We start from the raw sequence: 22,786 nt of genomic DNA on the forward strand, positions 1-22,786 counted from the left end.
GAAATATTTATATAAAATAATGCCGTTGTTCTTAATCGTCCTGGGTCTGAATGCCTGCAAACCGGAGATTATGGACATTGAGAAACCTGTAGAAGGTTTGGAACTGAAGGCTTCTGCTACAGATATTGTACTGGACGGAGATGACATGACCAAAGAGATCCTGACTTTCAGCTGGAAGGAAGGCGGGCCGGTGTCTGGCGACCATGTGGTTTCTTATACTTCCAAACTGGACGTGGTGGGAAATAATTTCGGTTCGTCGACCATGATCCTCAGCTATGAGGAAGATGGTATTTTCCAGAAAAGTTTTACCTCTGAGCAATTGCAGAACTGGGCAAATGAAAAATGGGGACTGCCGGTAAACAAGCCTTTTACGATTGAGTTCCGGATCATTATTCAATGGGAAGGCGGAGCTACTTTTAAGGCACCGGAAGTACGTACCGTTACGGTGAATGTACAACCGATCAAGTCTATCGTTTTTGATGCGGACAAAATGTTCCTGGCAGGTTCTGCCGTTCCGGGAATGAGCAAAGTGGAGATCAGTAAAACACTGGAGAATCCAAACCAGTATGCCTACCTGATTGACCTGCAGGCCGGAGAACTACAGGTTCCCGTAGCGTTTAATGGGGAAACCAATTACATCGCCCCGGCTGATGGGGACGGAACCCTACAGGACGGTGTTGCCGTAGGCGTGAAAATGCGGGATGTTCCTGTTTCCTGGAATATAGAGACCGCAGGAAAATACCGTGTGGTCGTCAATATGCAAAAGGCAACAGCAACGATTTATTCTCCCGCAAAAGCCCTTAGCCCGAAAACGGTGGTCTGGAACAATGATGCCAGTGTACCGGTGACCACTGAAATTAATGAACTGTGGATGCACGGAGCCATTAACAACTGGGGAAATCCTATAAAGTGTAATGCCACGGTGAGTCTGGCCGATCCGCAAGTGCTGGTGTATACCGGAGGATTGACTGGCAAAGCAAAATTCATTGTTTATGGCGGAACAGACAACAACAAGAACCTTGCTTATGCTTTTAGCTGCGAGCCGAAATCCGAAACCGATGGACAGGAAATGTCGCTGACGCTGGGTAAAATCGCTACCCTTCATGGAAGCGCAGGGAGAGGGCAGCGCAACTCCTATTATACAATTCCGGGAGGCGCAAACTTCGTGGTGTTTGACTTAAGGAACATGACCATCATCGCAGAAAAGCGCTAGAATAATTCAGTACAACAGAAATTTTTAAGGTTAAGAAATATGAAAAACTTAAAGTATAAGACCATTACAAAATTTGCCTTCATGGCATTTGTTTGTCTCTCTTCATTTGCCTGCTCTTCAAAAGACAATGACATCGGCGGCAAACCGGAAGGAGTGGATAAAAACAATACGTTGGTCAGTCCAAAATACAATAGAACCGCCGTATTACGCAATCCTTTAAACGGTTGGGTGATGTATGGCGCACGTACTGCAGATGAGTCTTACTGGGATACGGAGTATTATGTATCGGATCTGGGTAAAAAGGTAAAAGCCATAGATTATGCTTCCGCCTGTTATATCCGCACGAGCTGGGCTTCGCTGAATCCCAGCGATGGGGTGTATGCCTGGAATGATCCCAATTCGCAGATCGCGAAATTGATTAAAGGTGCAGAAAAAAGAGGGGTTCCGGTGGCTTTCCGGATAGTGGTAGATGGACGCGATCAAGGCATGAATACCCCGAAGTTTGTATTTGATGCCGGAGCGGCCTATTACCTGGAGAATACAGCTTTTCCGACCCGCATTACGCCAATCCCCCAGGACCCTATTTTCAGAAGTTATTATGCCAAGTTTATTGAAGAACTGGCCAAAGAATTTAATAACCCCGACCGCACGGCATTTATTGATGCGTATGGATTGGGTAAATGGGGAGAAGCACACAATGTGATTTATGAAAACCCGGGGACTTCTACAGGTCAGAATACTGAAAAACTGAAAGAGGAAGTATTGGATTGGGTGACAGATCTGTATACCCGTTGCTTTACCAAAGTGCCGCTGGTGATCAATTATCACCGCGTTATCGGCGATCCGATAAGCTGGGGGGCACCAAATCCCAATAGTGACAGGCTGCTGGTGAAAGCGATCAACAAAGGATACAGCCTGAGACAGGATGCTTTCGGCATGACCGATTATTACCAAAGCTGGGAAAAACAGTTTGCCAAAACCTGGAACAATAAACGCCCGATCCTGATGGAAGGCGGATGGATTACTTCCGGCACACACCGGTACTGGACAGATCCAAGTAATAAATACAGGGAGGGACACCCTGAGGATGTACGTCAGGGTGAATTTGATGCTGCTGCAGAAGCCTGTGTGAATATGATGGACTTCCGTGCGGGTGATACAGACTCCTGGTTTGAAAAAGCATTTAACCTGGTTCAGCGTTTTACGTCTGAAGGAGGTTACCGCTTGTATCCCGATCAGGTGTATATACCCGAAAAAATAAAAAGCGGAGCCGAAACGACCATCACGCATCGCTGGAGAAATATGGGCTGGGGATATTTTCCCAACAACATTCCACAATGGAATTTTAAGTATAAAGTTGCTTTTGCCTTGCTGGATGCAGAGAACAATGTCAAACAGATTTTTGTGGACAAGGAGGGGGAACCTTCCGCCTGGCTGAAGAATAATCCGGTATCCTACAATTTCAAAACTGCGGTGAATGTACCTGCCGGAACTTATTCATGGGCGATAGCGATTGTGGATACCACAAAGGAGAACCAACCGGGAATTAAGCTTGCCGTTAACGGGGAGCTGACCAGCGAAGGATGGCTGAAACTCCTTAACTTACAGGTACAGTAAAAACTATTCAGCGATGGCTTTAATTTCCCCTTATCTCAGCAATATGAAACGTATCTATCTAACACTGCTGGCTCTCCTTCCTGTATTGACGGTTGAGGCCCAAAATGCATCATACAGCCGTTTGAGCAATGACACACTGGTGATAGGTAATGCCTTGATAGAACGCAAATTTATCTGGAATAAGGGGAACCTGATTACTTTTAGCCTGACGGATAAATCGTCAGGCCGCAGCTTGCTGAACAAAGCAGGGATTCCTGATTTCCAGCTTCCAGGCGATCCTGTGACGGCATCGAACCCTTCGTACGCGTCAAGAGCTATACCAGAAACAGCGATCCACCCTGCTTATGCAGAGACAGAAGTCCGTTTTTCACTGGGGACTTTACACCTCAGAAAAGTGTACCGGGTTTACAGTGACAGCCCTGTGATTGCCTGTGAGATTTACCTGAAAGGCAGTACCGCTGCGCTGACTGAAGGAACAGACCTGAACCTGGCCGACAGGAAGAATATCGAATTTACGGAAGATATGAAATCCAAACAGGCGACAGCAATATTGGATCAGATGAAACTCGACGGATTTCACTGGAGAACAAAAATTGTAGAATTTCATGATGTCACAGACTGGAACAATAACCTTGTATTTGAGCGTAACCTTATTCCATACCGCAAGAATTCCTATAAAGGGAACCTGCTTTTTGCCCACAATATTGAAAATGACCAGGGGATCTTCTTCCTGAAAGAAGCACCTTCATCGGATGTGCAACTGGCTGCTAATGGCTATGATTTCACGACGGAGTTCGGACATTTTAGTGTATGCGGACTGGGAATGACCCAAAAGGATATCCTGACTGATGAATGGAGAAAAGCCTATGGAAGTGTGATTGGCGTCTATAGCGGGCCTGAACTGAATCAACTGAAGGCCCTGCGAAGCTACCAGAAAAACATACGGAAGTTACTGCCTGAAAGAGATGAGATGGTGATGATGAATACCTGGGGTGACCGCAGCCAGGATTCAAAGGTAAATGAAAAATTCAGCCTGATGGAAGTGGAAAGAGCGGCACAGTTGGGAGTGTCGCATTTCCAGATAGATGATGGATGGCAGATCGGGAAAAGCCCGAATTCTGCAGTTGCCAAAGGTTCGTTTAAAAACATCTGGGACAATCCCGATTATTGGAAACCCGATCCGAAGAAATATCCGGAGGGTCTGCATCCCCTGGTGAAAAAGGGCAGAAAGCTGGGTGTAGAAATATGCCTTTGGTTTAATCCCAGTGTGCAGAACGATTATGCCGACTGGGAAAAAGACGTGCAGGCCATCGTGGGTTTGTATAAGGAATATGGAATCCGGATGTTTAAAATTGATGGATTGGCAATTCCGAACAAGCAATCGGAGATTAACCTTCGTCGCCTGTTTGATACGGTACTCGAAAAAACAAAGGACAAGGTGGTGTTCAATCTCGATGCCACAGCCGGACGTCGCGGAGGTTATCACCTGTTTAATGAATATGGAAATATCTTCCTGGAAAACCGTTATACCGATTGGCAGAACTATTACCCTTACTGGACTTTGCGCAATTTGTGGCAATTGTCGAAGTATGTTCCTGCGGAGAAAATACAGGTCGAATTTCTGAATAAATGGAGAAATGCCGGTCAATACGGCAGCGATATTTTTGCCCCGGGAAATTATTCTTTCGACTACCTGTTTGCGACAACCATGGCCGGACAACCTTTGGCATGGTTTGAAGGAACTGGCTTGCCGGAAGAAGCACTGAATACCAGCAAACTGATCAATACCTACAAAGAAATTCAGCACGATTTCCATACCGGCGTTATCCTGCCCATTGGAGAAGAACCATCAGGCAGATCCTGGACAGGTTTCCAATCGGTGAAAGGGGATCGGGGTTATTTCCTCTTTTTCAGGGAAAACACGCCTTCCAGGGATGGACTGGTGAAAACCTGGTTACCCGAAGGTGCCAAAGTGAAATGCACACCGGTTTTAGGACACGGAAAAGCAATGACCGCCACGATCAGTCAGCAGGGAATGATCAATGTCACCCTGCCTGATGCAAACGATTTTGTGATGTACACATACGAACTCATTCAACCTTAAAAGAAAACATGAAGTATCCCTTTTTTATTATTTGCTTACTTACCCTCGCCACTTCTGTGTGTGGACAAAAACACTATCAGCTGACCTCGCCGGAAGGTAAACTCAACGTGTCTGTTTCCGTAACGGACCGGTTAAGTTTTTCTGTCACACATGAGGGGCAGGTCATCCTTAAACCTTCCAGCATTTCCATGGAATTGGACAATGGTACAATTTGGGGAACAGGCGCTCAATTCCGGAAAGCGAAAACAACCACTGTAAACCGGGAGATTGCTACACATTTTTATAAAAAGAATAAAATTACTGACCATTATAATGAGCTGACGCTGGATTTTAAAGATTTCAGTGTGGTATTCCGGGCTTATAACGAAGGCATGGCCTATCGTTTCATTTCCACCGGCCATAAGGATATCGTGGTAAAAAATGAAGAAGCGGCATTCCGTTTCGATAAGGATTACCAGGCTTATATTCCCTATGTAAAAGGGAAATTCAACACCATAGAGGAGCAATATTTCAATTCATTTGAGAACGAATATACCTATACGGCATTGAGCAAAATGGATGAAAATAAACTGGCATTTCTGCCCCTGGTGCTGAGCCTGGAGAGGGGCAAAAAGGTTTGCCTGGCTGAATCAGACCTGGAAAGCTATCCGGGAATGTTCCTGGCCAACAGGGACGGGTCTGCTGCGTTAAAGGCGAGTTTCGCCCCCTGCCCTGTGGCTACGGCACAGGGCGGTCATAACCAGTTGCAGCAATTGGTGACTTCACGACAGCCCTATATCGCAAAGGCGAAAGCCAAATCCAGGTTCCCCTGGCGTATCGTTATCGTTTCCACACAGGATAAAGCACTTGCAGATAATGATATGGTGTATAAGTTAGCGGCACCTGCACGAATTACTGATCTCTCCTGGATAAAACCAGGTAAGGTTGCCTGGGAATGGTGGAACCATTGGGGATTGTCTAACGTGGATTTCGAAGCCGGAGTAAACCAGCAGACGTACAAAGCATATATTGATTTCGCCTCAAAAAATGGGATTGAATATGTAATCCTGGATGAAGGCTGGGCGGTAAATCTGAAGGCCGACTTATTCCAGGTGGTACCGGAAATAAATTTAAAGCAGCTTGTTGCCTATGCAAAATCGAAAAATGTAGACATTATTTTATGGGCCGGATATTATGCTTTCGACCGGGATATGGAACGGGTGTGTAAACAGTATTCCGAAATGGGGATTAAAGGGTTCAAGATCGATTTTATGGACCGTGATGATCAGCAGATGGTCGACTTTCATTACCGTGCCGCCGCCACTGCCGCAAAGTATAAATTGCTGGTTGATTTTCATGGAACCTATAAACCTACGGGAATCAACCGTACCTATCCCAATGTAATCAATTTCGAAGCCGTCCATGGCCTTGAACAAATGAAATGGACCGGCACAGAGCTGGATCAGGTGACTTATGATGTGACAATGCCTTTTATCCGTATGGTAGCCGGCCCTGTAGATTATACCCAGGGCGCGATGCGCAATGCGACGAAGAGAACCCACAGGGGCATTAATGATGAACCGATGAGCCAGGGAACGCGCTGCCGACAGCTGGCGGAATATGTAGTTTTCGAATCTCCGCTGAATATGTTATGTGATAGCCCCACGAACTATGAGCAGGAACAGGAATGTACCGATTTTATATCAGCGATCCCTACCGTCTGGGACGAGACCATTGCACTGGACGGAGAGATCGGCAAGTATATATCCATAGCCCGACAGAAAGCTGGGATTTGGTATGTCGGCGCCATGACCAATTGGAATGCACGCAGCCTGGAACTTGATTTATCCTTCTTACAGGAAGGGAATTATACCGCTGAAATTTACCGTGACGGTGCCAATGCCAGCCGGATCGCATCAGATTATAAAAAGGAGAACATCACTATTCCCTCTGACCGTAAATTAACGGTGGCGATGGCACAAGGTGGCGGTTTTGCCATGAAGATTTACAAAAAATAATATCCCCGATGCTTATGAAGTTGAAAATATATATAACCCTGTTGATCAGCTTGTCTGCTTTGTGGTTTATACCTGCTCAGGCACAGCAAACGATGATCAACGTATACGGACGGAACCTGCAATCACTGAATGGCAAATGGGAGGCTGTAATCGATTTATACGATCAGGGACGAGGAAATAAGATTTACCTGAATAAAAAACCGGAAGGAAAGACAGATTTCTATGAATATTCCTTTGAAAACGGACTTCGCTTAAATGTTCCGTCTGACTGGAACAGTCAGCTGCCGGAACTTAAATATTACGAAGGAACAATCTGGTACGCGCGCAAATTCGATGCTGCCGAAGAGATTGGCAAACGCCGGTTCCTCTATTTCGGAGCGGTGAGTTCCCGCTGCCGTATCTACTTGAACGGACAGGAAATAGGGCAGCATGAGGGTGGCTTTACCCCTTTCCAGATCGAAGTGACCGAACAGTTGAAAGAAAAAGATAATTTCCTTGCCCTAGAAGTCAACAATACCCGCAGGGTGGAGTCCATTCCGGCGATGGCTTTCGACTGGTGGAATTACGGAGGTATAACCAGGGATGTATTCCTGGTGAGTACACCTGCCGCTTTTATTGAAGATTACTTTGTACAATTGGATAAATACAAAGCCAACAAAATTGACGCCCGGGTTCAGCTCTCAGAAAAACTGGGTAATGAAAGGGTGACGATTGAAATTCCGGAATTGAAAATTAAACAGGTCTTGAAGACTGATGATAAGGGCAGGGTAAAAACATCATTTCAGGCGAATAAACTGGAACGTTGGTCGCCCGCCTCCCCCAGGCTTTATACTGTGATCATTTCAACGGAACAGGATCAAGTGGAAGAAAGAATTGGTTTCCGCAATATCACAGTTAAAGGAGAAGACATTTATCTGAACGGCCAGCCGGTCTTCCTGAAATCAATCTCCTTCCATGAAGAAATACCACAACGCATGGGACGGGCTTTCTCTGAAGCTGATGCCGTGATGCTGCTTTCTGAAGCCAAAGCTCTGGGATGTAACATGATCCGTCTGGCGCATTATCCACAGAATGAACATACGGTAAGAATGGCGGAGAAAATGGGCTTCTTGTTATGGGAGGAAATCCCGATTTGGCAAGGTATAGATTTTAAGAATGACAACACCAAAGCCAAAGCCCTGAAGATGATCCAGGAGATGGTGAGGCGTGATCAAAACCGTTGCGCATTGGGCTTCTGGGGAGTGGCCAATGAAACACAGCCTTCAGCACCGCGCAACGCATTTTTAAAAGACCTGATTGCCAGCTGTAAGGAAATAGATACCACACGACTGATTGTTGCCGCATTCGACCTGGTTCGTTTTGATAGCAAAAGACAGGCTTTCACGATGAACGATCCTTTTATCAAAGAACTGGATGTGGTGGCGGTGAATAAATATATGGGCTGGTACCACCAATGGCCTGTAACACCGGACAAAGCGGTCTGGGATGTGGCCAGGGGGAAACCACTGCTCATTTCTGAATTTGGAGCGGAAGCCCTGTATGGCAAAACAGGTGAAGCCGATGTTGCCAGCTCATGGAGTGAAGACCATCAGGCAACACTATACAAAGACAACCTGAAGATGTTTAAACACATTCCCAACCTAAAGGGAATCTCACCCTGGGTACTCTTCGATTTCCGCTCTCCGTTCCGCTTACATCCGACCCATCAGGAGGGCTGGAACCGCAAGGGGCTGGTATCGGATCAGGGTTACCGGAAGAAAGCCTGGTACCTGATCAGGGAATATTACAACCGCAGCAATTAACTACCTAACAATTTAAACAAACATTCAACATGATGAATAACCTTTTATTGATTTGTCTACTTTTTTTCTCAGGATTGTTTTCCTCTCCTGATACCTCAAAAACGGATCCGGGTAAATCCCTGAAATCTGTTGTTGACAATGCTTTTATTTTCTCCGGCAAGCAATCTTTACTGATGGCCAGGAGGTATCGGGACAAAGAAGGGAGTCTTCCACGGACTTACCAAAATGGCAGGGATGTGTCTTCTGATTCCCGCTGGTGGTGCAGTGGTTTTTTCCCGGGGTCACTTTGGTATATTTATGAGAATAACCGGAATCCTGAAGTATTGACCTATGCACAACAATATACGGACCAGGTAGAAAGAGAGAAATATACCACCGACAATCACGATGTAGGGTTTATGATCTATTGCAGTTTTGGCAATGGTTACCGTTTAACCCACAATGAACATTATAAAGAAGTGATGCTTACGGCCAGTAAATCTTTAAGCACCCGTTATAACCCTGCTGTCGGACTCATCCGTTCCTGGGACCACAATAAAGACAAATGGCAATATCCTGTGATTATCGATAACATCATGAACCTGGAACTGTTGCTTTGGGCAGCGGACAATTCGGGAGATGCCAGGTTTAAAGAGATCGCTTTATCCCATGCGGATAAGACCATCAAACACCATTTCCGCCCGGATTACAGTTCCTATCATGTCGTATCTTATGACACGACCACAGCACTTCCCCATCTGAAACAAACCCACCAGGGTTACGCTGATGAATCGTCCTGGAGCCGCGGACAAGCATGGGGACTTTACGGTTATACCTATCTGTACAGGGAAACCAAGGACAAGCGCTACCTGGAACAGGCAAAAAACATAGCAGCATATATCGTTAACCATCCCCATATGCCGAAAGATTATATCCCCTACTGGGACTTTGATGCACCTGATATTCCGAATACCTTCCGCGACGTATCGGCTGCTACGGTCATGGCTTCAGCCTTGATTGAACTCAGTGGTTTTCTCGACAAGCCTCTTGCCGCAAAGTATATGAAAGTAGTGGAAACACAAATCAGGACACTGGCTTCACCGGCCTATACTGCCAAATTGGGAGAGAACGGATGTTTTATCCTGAAACATAGTGTGGGCTCCCTTCCCGGCAAGTCGGAAGTTGATGTCCCCCTTACCTATGCAGACTACTATTACCTGGAAGCCCTGAGCCGGTTAAAGAAAAGATTAAACTAAATGATTTGAAGCCGAAAATTGAAATGAATTATAAAAGATACTTCAGCCTTATCGCTTTCCTCCTCTTACTGATACAGTCACATTCCCTTGAGGCACAAACCCAAACCATCGATTTATCCGGCACCTGGAGATTCCAGACCGATGTGATGGATTTCCGCCGCGGGTCGCTTTCTCCACGGTACAATCATGTATTGCCGGAAAAAATTGAACTCCCAGGCATCACCGATGATCATCAGATTGGTTATCAATCGCCCTACCGTCATATAGATCGCCTGACAAGGAAATATGAGTATATGGGTCCGGCATGGTACCAACGAGATATCGAAATTCCCGCCGCATGGAAAGGTAAACGTATATTCATGTATTTTGAACGGACCCATTGGCTGAGTTCCATTTATGTGGATACCAGGGAAGTCAGTAAAATAGATTACATCAGCGTTCCCCATAATCACGATTTAACTGCATTTGTTACTCCCGGGAAAACGCAGCGCATCACCATTTGTATTGATAACCGGTTTCAGTACAATACCCATAAATGGAACCATGCGCATACCGAGTTTACCCAGATCAACTGGAATGGCATACTGGGGGAAATGAAACTGATTGCCCTGGATCCGGTATACATCAATGACCTGCAGGTGTATCCCAATGTGGCAGATCATTCCGTAAAGGTGAAACTCCAGATCAATAACACGACAAAAAAAGCTATAAACGGGATTGCCGTATTGACCATAGCGGGAAAAAACTATAAGCTGAACCATACTGTTCCTGTCAATTGCAGGGATTCGGTTGCGGTTGTGGAAAGTACCATCCCATTGGATAAACATGTGAAGCTATGGGATGAGTTTAACCCTAATCTTTACCAGATCAGCTGTCAGTTGAATACTGGGGACAATAAGGCCAAATATCAGCATGAACAATCCACTACCTTCGGCATGCGGGAAGTGCGACAGGGCAAAAACCATGTGATGCTCAATAACCGTCCGCTCCACCTGAGGGGGAATGTTGAAAATGCCGTTTTTCCTAAAACAGGTCATGTTCCGCTGGATGATGCTTCCTGGGAACGTATCCTGTTACTCCTAAAAGCATATGGTTTAAACCACCTTCGTTTCCATTCCTGGTGCCCGCCAAAAGCAGCTTTCCGCATGGCGGACAAACACGGCATTTATTTCGAGGTAGAAATGCCCATGTGGGGAAAGGATGCCGAACCCGATGAAGCGCGGTACAACTTCTTCCGCAGGGAAATTAAAGCCATCCTAAAAGAATATGGCAATCATCCTTCTTTCATCCTGTACTGTAATGGGAACGAAATTACCGGCAATTTCGATTTCATAGAAGAACTGACTGCCGAAGGCAGAAAAGCCGATACAAGACATTTATACAGTGGCTCTACTGCCCGGACCCGTGTCAAATCGGATCAGTATTATGTTTCGCAGCAAACGAACAAAGGGCCGGTAAAGGTGTACGAAGGTTTGCCTGGTACGAATTGGGATAGAAATACGGAGTCGGATGTGGACGTACCGGTCATCTCTCATGAATCGGGGCAACGTTGTATTTATCCCAATTTTGAAGAGATAAAGAAGTATGCCAATAGTCCTGTCGAAGCCCGCAATTTTGAGGTCTTTCAGGAACTACTGGACAAGAACGGGATGCTCGATCAGGCGCATGACTTCTTCCGCGCATCGGGTGCACTGACGGTACTGGAGTACAAGGCTGTTATTGAAGCCCTGTTGCGTTCTTCTAAATCTGCGGGTTTCCAGTTATTGTCCCTCAATGATTTTCCTGGACAAGGATATGCTCCTGTAGGTATACTTGACCCCTTCTGGGATTCAAAAGGTTTGGTTACTCCGGAAAAGTTCAGGGAATTCTGTGGCCCGACAGTCGCCTTGTTACGCTATGAAAAAAGTGCCTATTTCACTAATGAAGCTTTTACCGGTAAAGCCGAGGTATATAATTTCAGCAAGTCCGCCATCAAGAATGCCAAATTGAAATGGTGGGTAACAGATGATGCCGGTAAAGTGCTTAAGAGAGGAGATCTTAAGACGCAGACGATAGCCAATGACGATGTTTCAGCAGTTGGAGAATTCTCTTTTCCTTTAAACGATATCCCCACTGCACAACAACTGACGGTACACCTGTCGGTCAATGAAGAGATCCGGAACAGCTGGAATATCTGGGTATATCCTCAACAGGAAACGCTCATGCAATCGACCCCTGAGGTACACTATACTACTGTATTCGACGATGCAGCCAAACAACAGCTTACCCAGGGAAAAACCGTAGTCCTTTGCCCCCTACCGGACAAAGTAAAAGGGCGCAAATCTATTTTCCACAACCATTTCTGGAACCCGATCATGTTTGCCTGGGCACCCATGACCATTGGTGCTTTAATCCATCAGGATGAACCCGTATTCAAGGATTTTATCACTTCCTATCATACCGACTGGCAATGGTGGGATATTTTAAATCATGCAAAAGTTATTGAAATGAAAGATGCACCAGGAAAGCTTCGCCCATTTATCCAGGTGATTGATAGCTATGACAATAATGAGAAACTGGGTATAGGATTTGAAGCCCGGGTGAATGGCGGGAAGTTATTGGTGCTGGCAGTAGACACTAAAACTGAGATGGACAAGCGTCCGGCTACCCGGCAGTTGTTAAAAAGTATAGACAACTATGTAAAAAGTGATCAGTTTTCACCGAAGGTAGTTGTTGAAGCTTCCTACATCGATTCCTTTTTAATGAAATAAGCATTGGATCATATGATAAGAACTTCCGTATTTATCCTCGCCACTTTTTTCTCTATCCCCCTGATGGCGCAGGAAATCACTTTCAGCAAAAAAGCCGCTTTGGCACAGGTATACCTGGATTCCGTTAAAGCTGAAGGTCTACTGCCGATGAATGAGTTAAATGTAGAATCAGGATATGTGTTATACAAAGCTGAAATTACCATTGAATCGGAAGGGGCCGTACTTGAACTGGAAAATGTACGTGACTATGCTGTAGTATTTGTAGATGGCCTGTTACAAGGGACTATGACCGACAATGGTAAAAAGATCAACCTGGAAGCCTTACCAGGAAAACACCAGTTGCAGTTGTATGTAGAGAACATTGGACGGATCACCTATGGCCCTGAGATTTTAGATAATTCCAAAGGTTTATTCGGCAGGATTACGCTGGATGGACAGGCTATTGAAAACTGGACAATGATCCCCCTGAACATCAGGAATTGTGAGGTTAAAGACCTGACTTTCGACAGCACGGCACTGGGGGTGCAAAGCCCTTGTTTTTATAAAGGGACATTTCGTATGGATGTACCGCAAAATACGTATCTCGACATCTCTGGTTGGGGAATGGGGGAAGTATGGATCAACCATAAATATTCAGGTTCCTATTGGGAACAGGAAAAACAACAGTCCCTGCAAATCCGATCAGAAGATTTGGTACAGGGTGAGAATGAAATTATTATTTTTGAAGTGAAAAATCAGCAAAAATACATGAGCCTATCGAAAACCCCTGTTTTTAAATAATAATAATTTAACATCATGAAAAATATCATCACCTATTGTCTGCTGTCTTTAATGATACCTGCGACTTCCTTGTTTGCAGATCAGGAAGAAAAGCCCTTGTATAAAGATAAGAAGCAAGTTATAGAAAAGCGTATTGAAGATTTATTATCGCGCATGACTTTAGCAGAGAAAGTCATGCAGCTCAATCAATATACCCTGGGAAGAAATGACAATGCAAATAACATGGCCGACCCTGTAAATGATATCCCGGGAGAGATCGGTTCACTCATCTATTTCAGCAGTGATCCTGAATTGCGCAACAGGGTACAGCACAAGGCGATGGAGCAGACGCGCCTGGGCATCCCTATCCTGTTTGGATATGATGTCATCCATGGCTTCCGGACCATCTACCCCATATCCTTAGGTCAGGCCTGTTCCTGGAACCCGGGATTGGTGGAGCAGGCCTGTGCGGTAGCTGCACAGGAAACAAGGATGTCGGGTGTGGACTGGACTTTCTCACCCATGATCGACGTGGCACGTGACGGGCGCTGGGGAAGGGTAGCTGAAGGATATGGTGAAGATCCTTATACGAATGCTGTGTTTGCAGTGGCCTCAGTTAAAGGATACCAGGGAACCAGTTTATCTTCTAAAAAGAATGTAGCGGCATGCCTGAAACACTATATCGGTTACGGTGCCTCAGAAGCCGGACGCGATTATGTGTATACAGAAATTTCAAAACAGACGCTTTGGGATACCTATATGCTGCCCTACCAGGAAGGTGTAAAAGCCGGAGCGGCCACACTGATGAGTTCCTTTAATGACATCAGCGGAACTCCTGGCTCTGCCAATAAGTATACGCTAACCGAGGTTTTAAAAAACCAATGGAAACACGATGGTTTTGTGGTTTCGGACTGGGGATCTATTGAACAGCTCAGGCCACAGGGTGTTGCTGCTGATAAAAAAGATGCAGCATTTAAAGCATTCCAGGCCGGGGTGGAAATGGATATGATGAATCGCTGTTATGACCAGCATTTAGGCGACCTGGTTAAAGAAGGAAAAGTTTCTCAGGACCGGCTGGATGATGCGGTGAGGCGTGTACTTCGGGTGAAGTTCCGTTTGGGGCTTTTTGATCAGCCTTATACAGCTGTGACTAAGGAAAAGGACCGGTTTTTCCTTCCGGCAAGTTTAGCCATAGCAGAAAAACTAGCCGAAGAATCGGTGGTTCTTCTTAAAAATGAGCATAAAATACTGCCGCTGACAAATGTGTCTAAAATAGCCGTTGTCGGGCCAATGGCAAAAAACCAGTTTGATTTGCTTGGTTCCTGGGCTGCACATGGAAATCAGGACCGTATGGTGACCATTTATGAAGCATTGAAAGCGGAGTACCAAGGCAAAGCCGAAGTTTCGTATGCCCAGGGCTGCAACTTCGATGGCGACCTTACATCGGGATTTGAAGAAGCGAAAAACCTGGCTTCAAAGTCTGACGTCGTTGTACTCTGTTTAGGTGAAAAAAGAGGCTGGAGCGGAGAGAATGCATCGCGGTCGACCATTGCCCTGCCGGCCATACAAGAGCAATTGGTGATGGAACTGAAGAAACTGGGTAAGCCGGTCATCCTGATACTTTCCAGTGGCCGCCCACTGGACCTGACCAGATTAGCGCCACTAAGTGAGGCTATGCTGACCATCTGGCAACCGGGAACTCCGGCGGGTAAACCAGTTGCAGGAGTGGTATCGGGACGGGTAAATCCATCAGGTAAATTATCGATGACCTTTCCTTATACCAGCGGACAGATTCCTGTGTATTACAATCAGCGACAAAGTGCACGTCCCCATCAGGGTAAATACCAGGATATCCCAAGTACGCCGCTGTATGAATTTGCACACGGCCTGAGTTATACCACATTTCAATACGGAGATATTAAGGTTTCTGCTGCCCAGCTGAAACGCAACACGCCGTTAAAGGTGGAGGTTTCGGTGACCAACACGGGAGACAGGGACGGTTATGAGACTGTACATTGGTTTATATCAGATCCTGTGTCGACCATATCACGTCCTGTGAAAGAGCTGAAACATTTCGATAAACAATGGATAAAAAAAGGAGAAACGGCAACCTATCAGTTTGAGGTGGACCTGGAACGGGATTTAGGCTTTGTGGATGGTGAAGGCAAACGTATCCTCGAATCCGGCGACTATTATGTGATGGTAAAAGATAAAAAAGTCAAGATAGAAATAGTGGATTAAAATTCAGCATTTGACTGTACAAAAGGCCTTCAATCTTATGATTTGAAGGCCTTTTGTATTTTGTTGTATAATTTATTACTGCTTTGAGCGCAGTTTGATTTTACCGCTTTTAAGTGTGCTGCCACTCACCGTTAACCCGATATCTCCGGCTTTCGTTCCCGACTGAACCAGCACCACCAGTTTTCCACTAAAAAGTTTCATCTCCGGCATTTCAAAACTTTCCACTGAGGTCGCGTCACCATTACATACGGCTTTGAAGCTTCCTTCCCCGCTCACTTTAAACTTTAAGGGAAGTGCAGCTGTGGGACATGGGTGACCTGCTTTATCCAGCACCGATACCGTTACATAGGAGATGTCTTTTCCATCCGCCTGGATTTCATTCCTGTCCGCTTCCAGTACAATCTGATAAGGCTTGCCTGCAGTGACTACCTTTTCTTCGGCAACGGCCCTCCCCTCACTGTCAAAAGCAACCACCTTCAACTCACCCGGCATATACTTCACCTCATTCCACATCAGTCTGTATCTGTCCTGAGGGGTATCTTTATTTTTTTTCCTTAGCCCCAGACTTTTTCCATTCAGGAACAACTCTGCACTATCATAGCTCGTGTACACAAAAACAGGCGTTATTTGCCCTTCTCTCCCCTCCCAGTTCCAGTGCGGCAGGAGGTGAAGTGTAGGCTTCTCCTTATTCCAGCGGCTGCGGTAGAGATAAAAGCGGTCCTTAGGCAATCCTGCGAGGTCAGATATCCCGAAATAGGAACTTCTTGAAGGCCAGTATTCATCGTATGGTGTAGGTTCTCCAAGGTAATCAAAGCCTGTCCACACAAATTCACCAATTACCCATGGCATATCATCCTGAAGTACGAAATCATCATCCGGAAGGTTAGACCAGGAACAGTATTCCAGATCATAGGAAGAGCTTTGTAGGTCGGGATACCTTTTATCTTTAGCGATCACGGCCGGAAATTTATACACCCCCCTTGAACTCACTGTGGAGGCCGTTTCAGAGCCCAGAATAAAGCCCTGAGGGAAGGTCTTGTAAGCTTCAGGATACAAATGAACCCTGTAATTTAGCCCCGGAACATCAAGAAGTGCCCCGAAACCGGATTCCATGGTTGCCTTTACCTGATCCATGCCTACAGTGACCGGCCGGGTCGGATCTTCTCTATGAAAAATATCCTGTAACCATTTGGCACGTTTTACACCTTCGGCACCCCATTGATCAGGCACTTCATTCCCTGAGCTCCACATGACGATACAAGGATGGTTACGGTTGGCCCTCACCAGATTGACCACATCTTTTTCCGCATCAGTATCAAAATAAAGGTGGTATCCGTTTTCTACTTTGGGTTTTGCCCATTCGTCAAAACTCTCTGCCAGAAACATAAAGCCCATCTCATCGCAAAGCTCCAGTTGTTCAGGTGAAGGCATATTGTGTGAACTCCTGATGGCATCACAGCCCATGTCTTTCAATATGGTCAGTTGCCTGCGAAGTGCCGCTACATTTATCGCAGCGCCCAGCGGGCCGAGATCATGGTGCAGACATACGCCTTTAAACTTACGTACCTTTCCATTAAGGCTAAACCCCTTATTCGCCTCATAGCGTATTTCCCTGATACCGAAACGCGTACTGATCTGATCTTTTACCTCGGTGCCTTCATATACTGTGGAGATAGCCGTGTACAGGTATGGACTTTCCGGACTCCAGAGTTTCGGCTCGGCTACGGAAATATTCTGATCAAATTCATTCCCGAATGGTTGATCTGCCGTTCCGCTAGCCACTTCCTTTCCCTCGCTGTTGAGAATCCGGGTAACCAACCTAAGGTCATTACCGGTGACTTTGGTTTTAATATTCACTTTGGAAAAAGCAGCAGACACCACCGGGGTGGTAATAGAAACACCCCAGTGTTCGATGCTTTTCTCATCTTTCACAATCAGGTGCACATTCCTGTAAAGACCCGCCCCCGGATACCAGCGTGAAGATTTCGGATGATTGTTCAGGTGTACGGCAAGGGTATTCATTTCACCTGGCAGCGCCTGTTTGGTGACATCGAGCACAAAGGAGTTGTACCCATAATTCCATTCCCCTACAGCTTGTCCGTTTAAAAACACGCGCGCTTCACTCATCGCGCCATCGAACACCAGCAAGGTACGCTGACCCTTGCGAAGTAAAGGAATTTTTAGGGTATTGCGGTACCAGCCTTCCCCGGTATAAGGAAGTGCCCCAGTTCTGCCGGTCTTTTCGGTCGCCTTTTTTTCCCCATTCTGGGTAATCGCGACCATTTGCTTATCAATTTCTTTGTCGAATGGACCAGAGATGGCCCAATCGTGCGGAACAGTAACGCTTTTCCATTTAAGGTCATTGAAATCTTTCGAGAAAGCTTGTTCATTTTGGCCTCTGAAAAATTTCCAGTTATCCGTTAATTCAATCTCCACCCGGTTTTGCGCCTGAGTGGATAATACAGTAAAAAGTGAAGTGACCAGCAATAGATTTTTTATAATGTTCATGGGCTTGTAAATAACGGCTTTAATGAATTACTTGAGATAAACAGAGGAGAGTTCTAAGCCCTGTCTGAAGGTGACTTCCAGTTTTTCAACCAGATTAAGGTTAAAACTGGCCATTCCGGATGGCTGATGGTAAAGTGGAAGAAAACCTGGGTATGGTCTTGGCAGCAACAGCTGCGCACTTTTTTTAAGCGCTTTTAAAGGGATTTTTATGGTTTTCAACTCCTTCGAAAGTGAAACTTCAGTTGCAAAAAAGTCCGCATTGACATCAATAAGGCCAATTTTTATCCTGGAGGAATCGCCTTCAATAGTCCTGGCGCGGATCACCAGGGTGTCCAAAGTAATTTTCCTGCTGTCGGAGACACTAATGATCCGGTCGCCACAAAAACTTTGAAAACCCAGCATTGGTGTTTCTGCATTTCCCGGCATATTCAATTTCACAAAAGGGTTTTCTGCTGAAGGAGGGCTGACTGCCCTGTGTTTCCAGTCTGGATTGTATACCATCATACGTTCAGTATCTTTCACTGCACTGAACAGGTCTATCACCGGACTTTGTGTATCTTTTGGAGCTACAAATTCACCCAACCGAATATTCGACCATGTGCTGCCGGCATTGAAGCCGGAGTGCAGCCGGGCACGGGTTAACAGGTAGGTTCCGGGACTGACCTGAAACTTCCCCCCACTGGCGGTGCCGGTAAGATGATTATTTGTATTTAAGCCCTTAATGTCAAAAGCGGTGCCCAGATCAGGTAATTTAAACTCCATATCGTGTTTCCCCCAATGGATTCCGGTAACTGTCTTATCCGCAGCCGTACGCTCAAAGGGATCACTCAAATATACAGCATCGGGCATGACTTCCAGTCTCCAGACCCCATCTTCGATCCTGTCCAGGAAATAGGCCCCACTGCCAGTATAATGCACCACAGGAGAACTTCCAACCCCTGCAAGGTGACGCAGCCGATCAATATTGACCGGAACAGTATGGGTCATATTGGAATGATAGAATTCCTCTTCAGCATTCATTTCACTTAAGGAAGCGGCGTAGCTCAGCCTGAACTCAGCGAACACACTATCGGATTGTTGCTCCTGTAACCTGGGCAAACGATGAAATACCCTGGAAGCAATCAGCAAGCTGATGGCTTTTGAAGGGGTATAGGCCATATTCAGGTAATGCGTTTGGTATTCTGTATTTTCATGGGCTGTAGCCATAGGATCGTAAGCAAACTGAGTGGCCCATTGAAAACCTGCCACCCTGAAACTCCTGGCCATTGCCGGATACATGTAGGAATCCAGCACATCGCCGGCATCAAATTCATACACCATTTTTGCCCGATTTTTAAATGCCGGAATGGTATCAAAAGGAATGCTGTATTTCGATACATGTGGCAGGTAGTTTCCTTTTAGCGTATGGCCGGAGACCAATCCCGTAGGATACCATTGAAAGCTATGCCCCTGTACATTTGCTTTTACAATGGCATCGGCATATGTAGGAGATTCACTGATGTTGTAAAATATGGGCTTTTTCCAGCCTGTTCCCCGGATGGCTTTGACCATCCGGTTGATATACGCTGTTGTCAGTGCTTTCGCACCGCTGTGCTGCGGTTCATTGTTCACCTCTGTAGCGATGATATCGGGATCATTTTGATAAGTAAGCCCGGTATAAGGATTTTTATGCTGGAAAAACTGTTTCAGGTAACGCTCCTGAGCCAGGAAAGCCGCCTCTTCTGTCAGTGCCTTTTGTTTTCCGTACCTGTAGGAGAAGCTGCCTGTGTTGATATCCTTTTCGGGATAGCCATTTCCCCAGTAAGCAATGGGTGTAATCAGGGTTTTGATTTTTCTTTTCTTGAGTTCAGCGACCAGGAAATCAAACAGCCTGAGGTGTTCATTATTGATCAGGTTACCCAGGCTATCTGAGATTTCCACATCCCAGACATGAACCCGAAAAGCATCGAGGCCTAAACGCGAAAAGTGGTAAACATCATCCTTAATCGCCTGTTCGACAGTGATTCCACTGCGAAGAATAGACCGGTATCCGTAGGCAAAGGGAGCTGTATAGTTCAGACCAAAAAAGGTAGCTTCAGTCCCATCCTTCTGCCAGCGCATTACCCCCTTTTTATCAACAAAAATCCCCGTCCTTGAAGTCTTCGTCTGAGCTGAAGAGCAGAGAGTAACCATCATGGTCAACACAAAAATCAAAAAACCTCTGAAAAACATCATCAAATTATTAAGGTAAAAAAGCGTCCATTGCTACAGTTGGTTTACCCGTATCATCAAAAGCACCCAGCCCATAACCATTCCAGCTGCCATAAGATTGCGGTTCCCAGTAAAATACCCCCAAACCTTTCTGGTTCGGCAGTGATTTGTTTTTTGCTATCAGATCGCTAAGGAATGCTTTCGCAGCCACAGCCTCTGATACCGGCATCCCCACTTCACAGATCATCACCTCTGAACCATAACGGCTCACCATGTCATTCATGTTTGTCAGACACTGATTATTTTTAGTTTGCCAGTCGCTTGCCGTTGGATATAAAGACATTCCGATTACATCCCATTTGGCGCCATTGTTCTTCAGTCCGTCAAACATCCACCTGAACAGCCCATTGTCATAACCATTGGAAATGTGCACGATCACTTTGGTATCCGGGTTGACTGATTTAACTGCATTATACCCGGAAAGTACCAATTCAGCAAAATTTTTCATGTTTACTGAGGCCTTACCTTCTTCCCATAACATCCCATTATTGGTTTCATTTCCTACCTGCACCCATTCAGGGACAATTTTATTATCCTTTAAAAGGGAGAGTACTTCAACAGTATGGTTAAAAACAGAAGTTTTCAAGGCTGTTATATCCTGTCCGCTCCAGGCAGCAGGTTTGGTCTGCTGTCCGGGATCGGCCCAGGTATCGCTGTAATGAAAGTCGATCATCAGGCGCATGTTGGCAGCCTTCACCCTTCTGGCTTTGGCCAGTACATCGGCCATAGCGGAATAGTCTGTGGCAGGGTTCACCCATACCCTCAACCGAATTGCGTTCACTCCTTTGGCAGCCAGGATTCTCAATAAATCCTGTGACACGCCTTCACTGTTATAAAATTTCTTGCCTGAAGCTTCCATTTCCGACATCCAGCTCACATCTGCGCCTCTGGCATAGGTTCCGGGCGGCTCTGGCTCCGGATAAAAATGTGTAGCGCCTTCCGGATTTTTTTTGCAGGAAGCACCGTACACCAGCAACGAACAGAACAGTAATAACCATTTGGTTTTTTTCATTTTCTAAATCTTTATTTCAAGGAATAAGTATAATTTCCATCACCTGCACTCAGGTCTAAGGTAACCGTGAATACGCCAGTTTTTGCAACGGGGATATTCACGCCACCCCATGCCGGGGCACCTGCAAATGTCAGTACACCATTTTCTGCTTTATCCAGCTTATAGCTGATGTCATAGTTCCCATTGCTACTAAAAGCGAATGTTTTTCCGGCAGTAAGTGCAACATTGCTTGCTGTCCAAACCCTGGTTTCTGCATTATAAACCATCGGGGTGGACGAGGTACTCCAGCCATTGTCGTCACCCGAAATGAAGAAATGTACAGGTGTATAATTGATCGTCATCGCAGCCAGATCCACATTTACTTTCATATAATTCGGTGCAGGGGTTAACCAGAACCCATCAAGTGTTGTAATGGCAACTGTAGTGGCACTGCCTCCCCATCCATAAGATACGCCATCTTTGGTAGAGATCAGATTAAATTTATCACCACCCCATCCATCTGCATTTGGAAGATCAAGGTAACCTTCATATTTGTCATTGAATTTAGCAGAGGCCAGCAGATAACCATTTGTTCTTTCAGCAGGTGTTCTCCAGGAATTACCTCCTTTGACCAATAAGGCCGGATATTCTACAAATGAACGGTAAGGTTTAACCATCATGGTCAGTGTGGCATAAACAGATGCCACTGACGAGGCTTGTCCGCTGTTTTGATGCACATCTGATTTTAAACGGACAGCAATTTTGCTGCTGACATCTACAGGCAATAAAAGCTGCAGGGCGAGCAGTGCATTGAAATCAGCCCCTTTAAAAGTCTTTCTCAGGCTGTCTGTCGCCACCTTTACCTCGATTGCATTTGCCCAGGCTTTATCTCCTGAGGTATCAGCAGGTAAAGTAAACTGCAAAGTGTATGATGGGATCACCTTCACCCCATAGTCGGGTGCATTAAAGCTAAAGGTAACGACATTGAGATCCGAGTTGCTTTCAGATAAGCTAAGATCTGTAGCAGAAGCAACAAAACCTTTTATTCCCGTAGCGGGAACAGTAATCACATAGGCGCTGTCCTGCTTCTTACAAGCGAAAAAAACAGCTGTGATCAGTATCAAATAAAAATATTGTTTCATTGAAATTTTCATCAGAATAATTGTTTTTTAAAGGTGATGAAGCTATCATATGCCTATTTATTGCTGTTTGTTAGCGGTAGGCTGATGATGGTTTCATCAGTATATAATTTTTTTAAAGGTAATGAAGCGATCATGTGCCTATTCATTGCTGTTTGTTAGCGGTTAGCTTAGGATCGC

Annotated in this window: 13 protein-coding genes; 9 read left to right on the forward strand and 4 right to left on the reverse strand. The window is 45.7% G+C overall.

The window, feature by feature from the left end; all coding sequences use genetic code 11:
* The first annotated feature begins 19 nt into the window (after positions 1-19).
* Genes ACSBL2_RS25820 through ACSBL2_RS25860 form a run of 9 tightly spaced genes read left to right on the forward strand, consistent with a single transcriptional unit; the run spans position 20 to position 15,718 of the window.
* Positions 20-1,213, forward strand: coding sequence for a SusE domain-containing protein (locus ACSBL2_RS25820; protein ID WP_442589445.1), 1,194 nt, complete (start codon positions 20-22; stop codon positions 1,211-1,213).
* 39 nt (positions 1,214-1,252) lie between these two features.
* Positions 1,253-2,830, forward strand: coding sequence for a DUF4832 domain-containing protein (locus ACSBL2_RS25825; RefSeq protein ID WP_442589446.1), 1,578 nt, complete (start codon positions 1,253-1,255; stop codon positions 2,828-2,830).
* Between the two features lie 13 nt (positions 2,831-2,843).
* Entirely contained in the window at positions 2,844-4,934 is a 2,091-nt protein-coding gene (locus ACSBL2_RS25830; RefSeq protein ID WP_442589447.1) for an alpha-galactosidase, read from the forward strand.
* 8 nt (positions 4,935-4,942) lie between these two features.
* Complete coding sequence (locus ACSBL2_RS25835) at positions 4,943-6,931, forward strand: glycoside hydrolase family 97 protein (protein WP_442589448.1); 1,989 nt, start codon at positions 4,943-4,945, stop codon at positions 6,929-6,931.
* A gap of 14 nt (positions 6,932-6,945) precedes the next feature.
* Positions 6,946-8,733, forward strand: a complete 1,788-nt coding sequence (locus ACSBL2_RS25840) for a glycoside hydrolase family 2 protein (RefSeq protein WP_442589449.1) — start codon at positions 6,946-6,948, stop codon at positions 8,731-8,733.
* Positions 8,734-8,762: 29 nt separating this feature from the next.
* Entirely contained in the window at positions 8,763-9,968 is a 1,206-nt protein-coding gene (locus ACSBL2_RS25845) for a glycoside hydrolase family 88 protein (protein ID WP_442589450.1), read from the forward strand.
* A 5-nt stretch (positions 9,969-9,973) separates the two neighbouring features.
* Entirely contained in the window at positions 9,974-12,718 is a 2,745-nt protein-coding gene (locus ACSBL2_RS25850) for a sugar-binding domain-containing protein (RefSeq protein ID WP_442589451.1), read from the forward strand.
* Between the two features lie 12 nt (positions 12,719-12,730).
* Positions 12,731-13,498 carry a hypothetical protein gene (locus ACSBL2_RS25855; RefSeq protein WP_442589452.1) on the forward strand — a complete coding sequence of 256 codons (768 nt, stop codon included), beginning with the start codon at positions 12,731-12,733 and terminating at the stop codon, positions 13,496-13,498.
* A 15-nt stretch (positions 13,499-13,513) separates the two neighbouring features.
* Positions 13,514-15,718 carry a glycoside hydrolase family 3 N-terminal domain-containing protein gene (locus ACSBL2_RS25860; protein WP_442589453.1) on the forward strand — a complete coding sequence of 735 codons (2,205 nt, stop codon included), beginning with the start codon at positions 13,514-13,516 and terminating at the stop codon, positions 15,716-15,718.
* Positions 15,719-15,793: 75 nt separating this feature from the next.
* Here the strand turns inward: ACSBL2_RS25860 and galB are convergent, their stop codons facing one another.
* Genes galB through ACSBL2_RS25880 form a run of 4 tightly spaced genes read right to left on the reverse strand, consistent with a single transcriptional unit; the run spans position 15,794 to position 22,621 of the window.
* The gene (galB, locus tag ACSBL2_RS25865; protein WP_442589454.1) at positions 15,794-18,226 is read right to left on the reverse strand and encodes a beta-galactosidase GalB; all 2,433 of its coding nucleotides are present in this window, start codon (positions 18,224-18,226) and stop codon (positions 15,794-15,796) included.
* A gap of 27 nt (positions 18,227-18,253) precedes the next feature.
* The gene (locus ACSBL2_RS25870) at positions 18,254-20,401 is read right to left on the reverse strand and encodes a membrane or secreted protein (RefSeq protein WP_442589455.1); all 2,148 of its coding nucleotides are present in this window, start codon (positions 20,399-20,401) and stop codon (positions 18,254-18,256) included.
* 46 nt (positions 20,402-20,447) lie between these two features.
* Positions 20,448-21,488, reverse strand: coding sequence for a glycoside hydrolase family 53 protein (locus tag ACSBL2_RS25875; RefSeq protein ID WP_442589456.1), 1,041 nt, complete (start codon positions 21,486-21,488; stop codon positions 20,448-20,450).
* An 11-nt stretch (positions 21,489-21,499) separates the two neighbouring features.
* Complete coding sequence (locus ACSBL2_RS25880; protein ID WP_442589457.1) at positions 21,500-22,621, reverse strand: SusE domain-containing protein; 1,122 nt, start codon at positions 22,619-22,621, stop codon at positions 21,500-21,502.
* Positions 22,622-22,786: the final 165 nt, after the last annotated feature.

Origin of the sequence: Pedobacter sp. AW31-3R (assembly GCF_052180285.1) — a bacterium.
Taxonomy (GTDB): Bacteria; Bacteroidota; Bacteroidia; order Sphingobacteriales; family Sphingobacteriaceae; genus Pedobacter.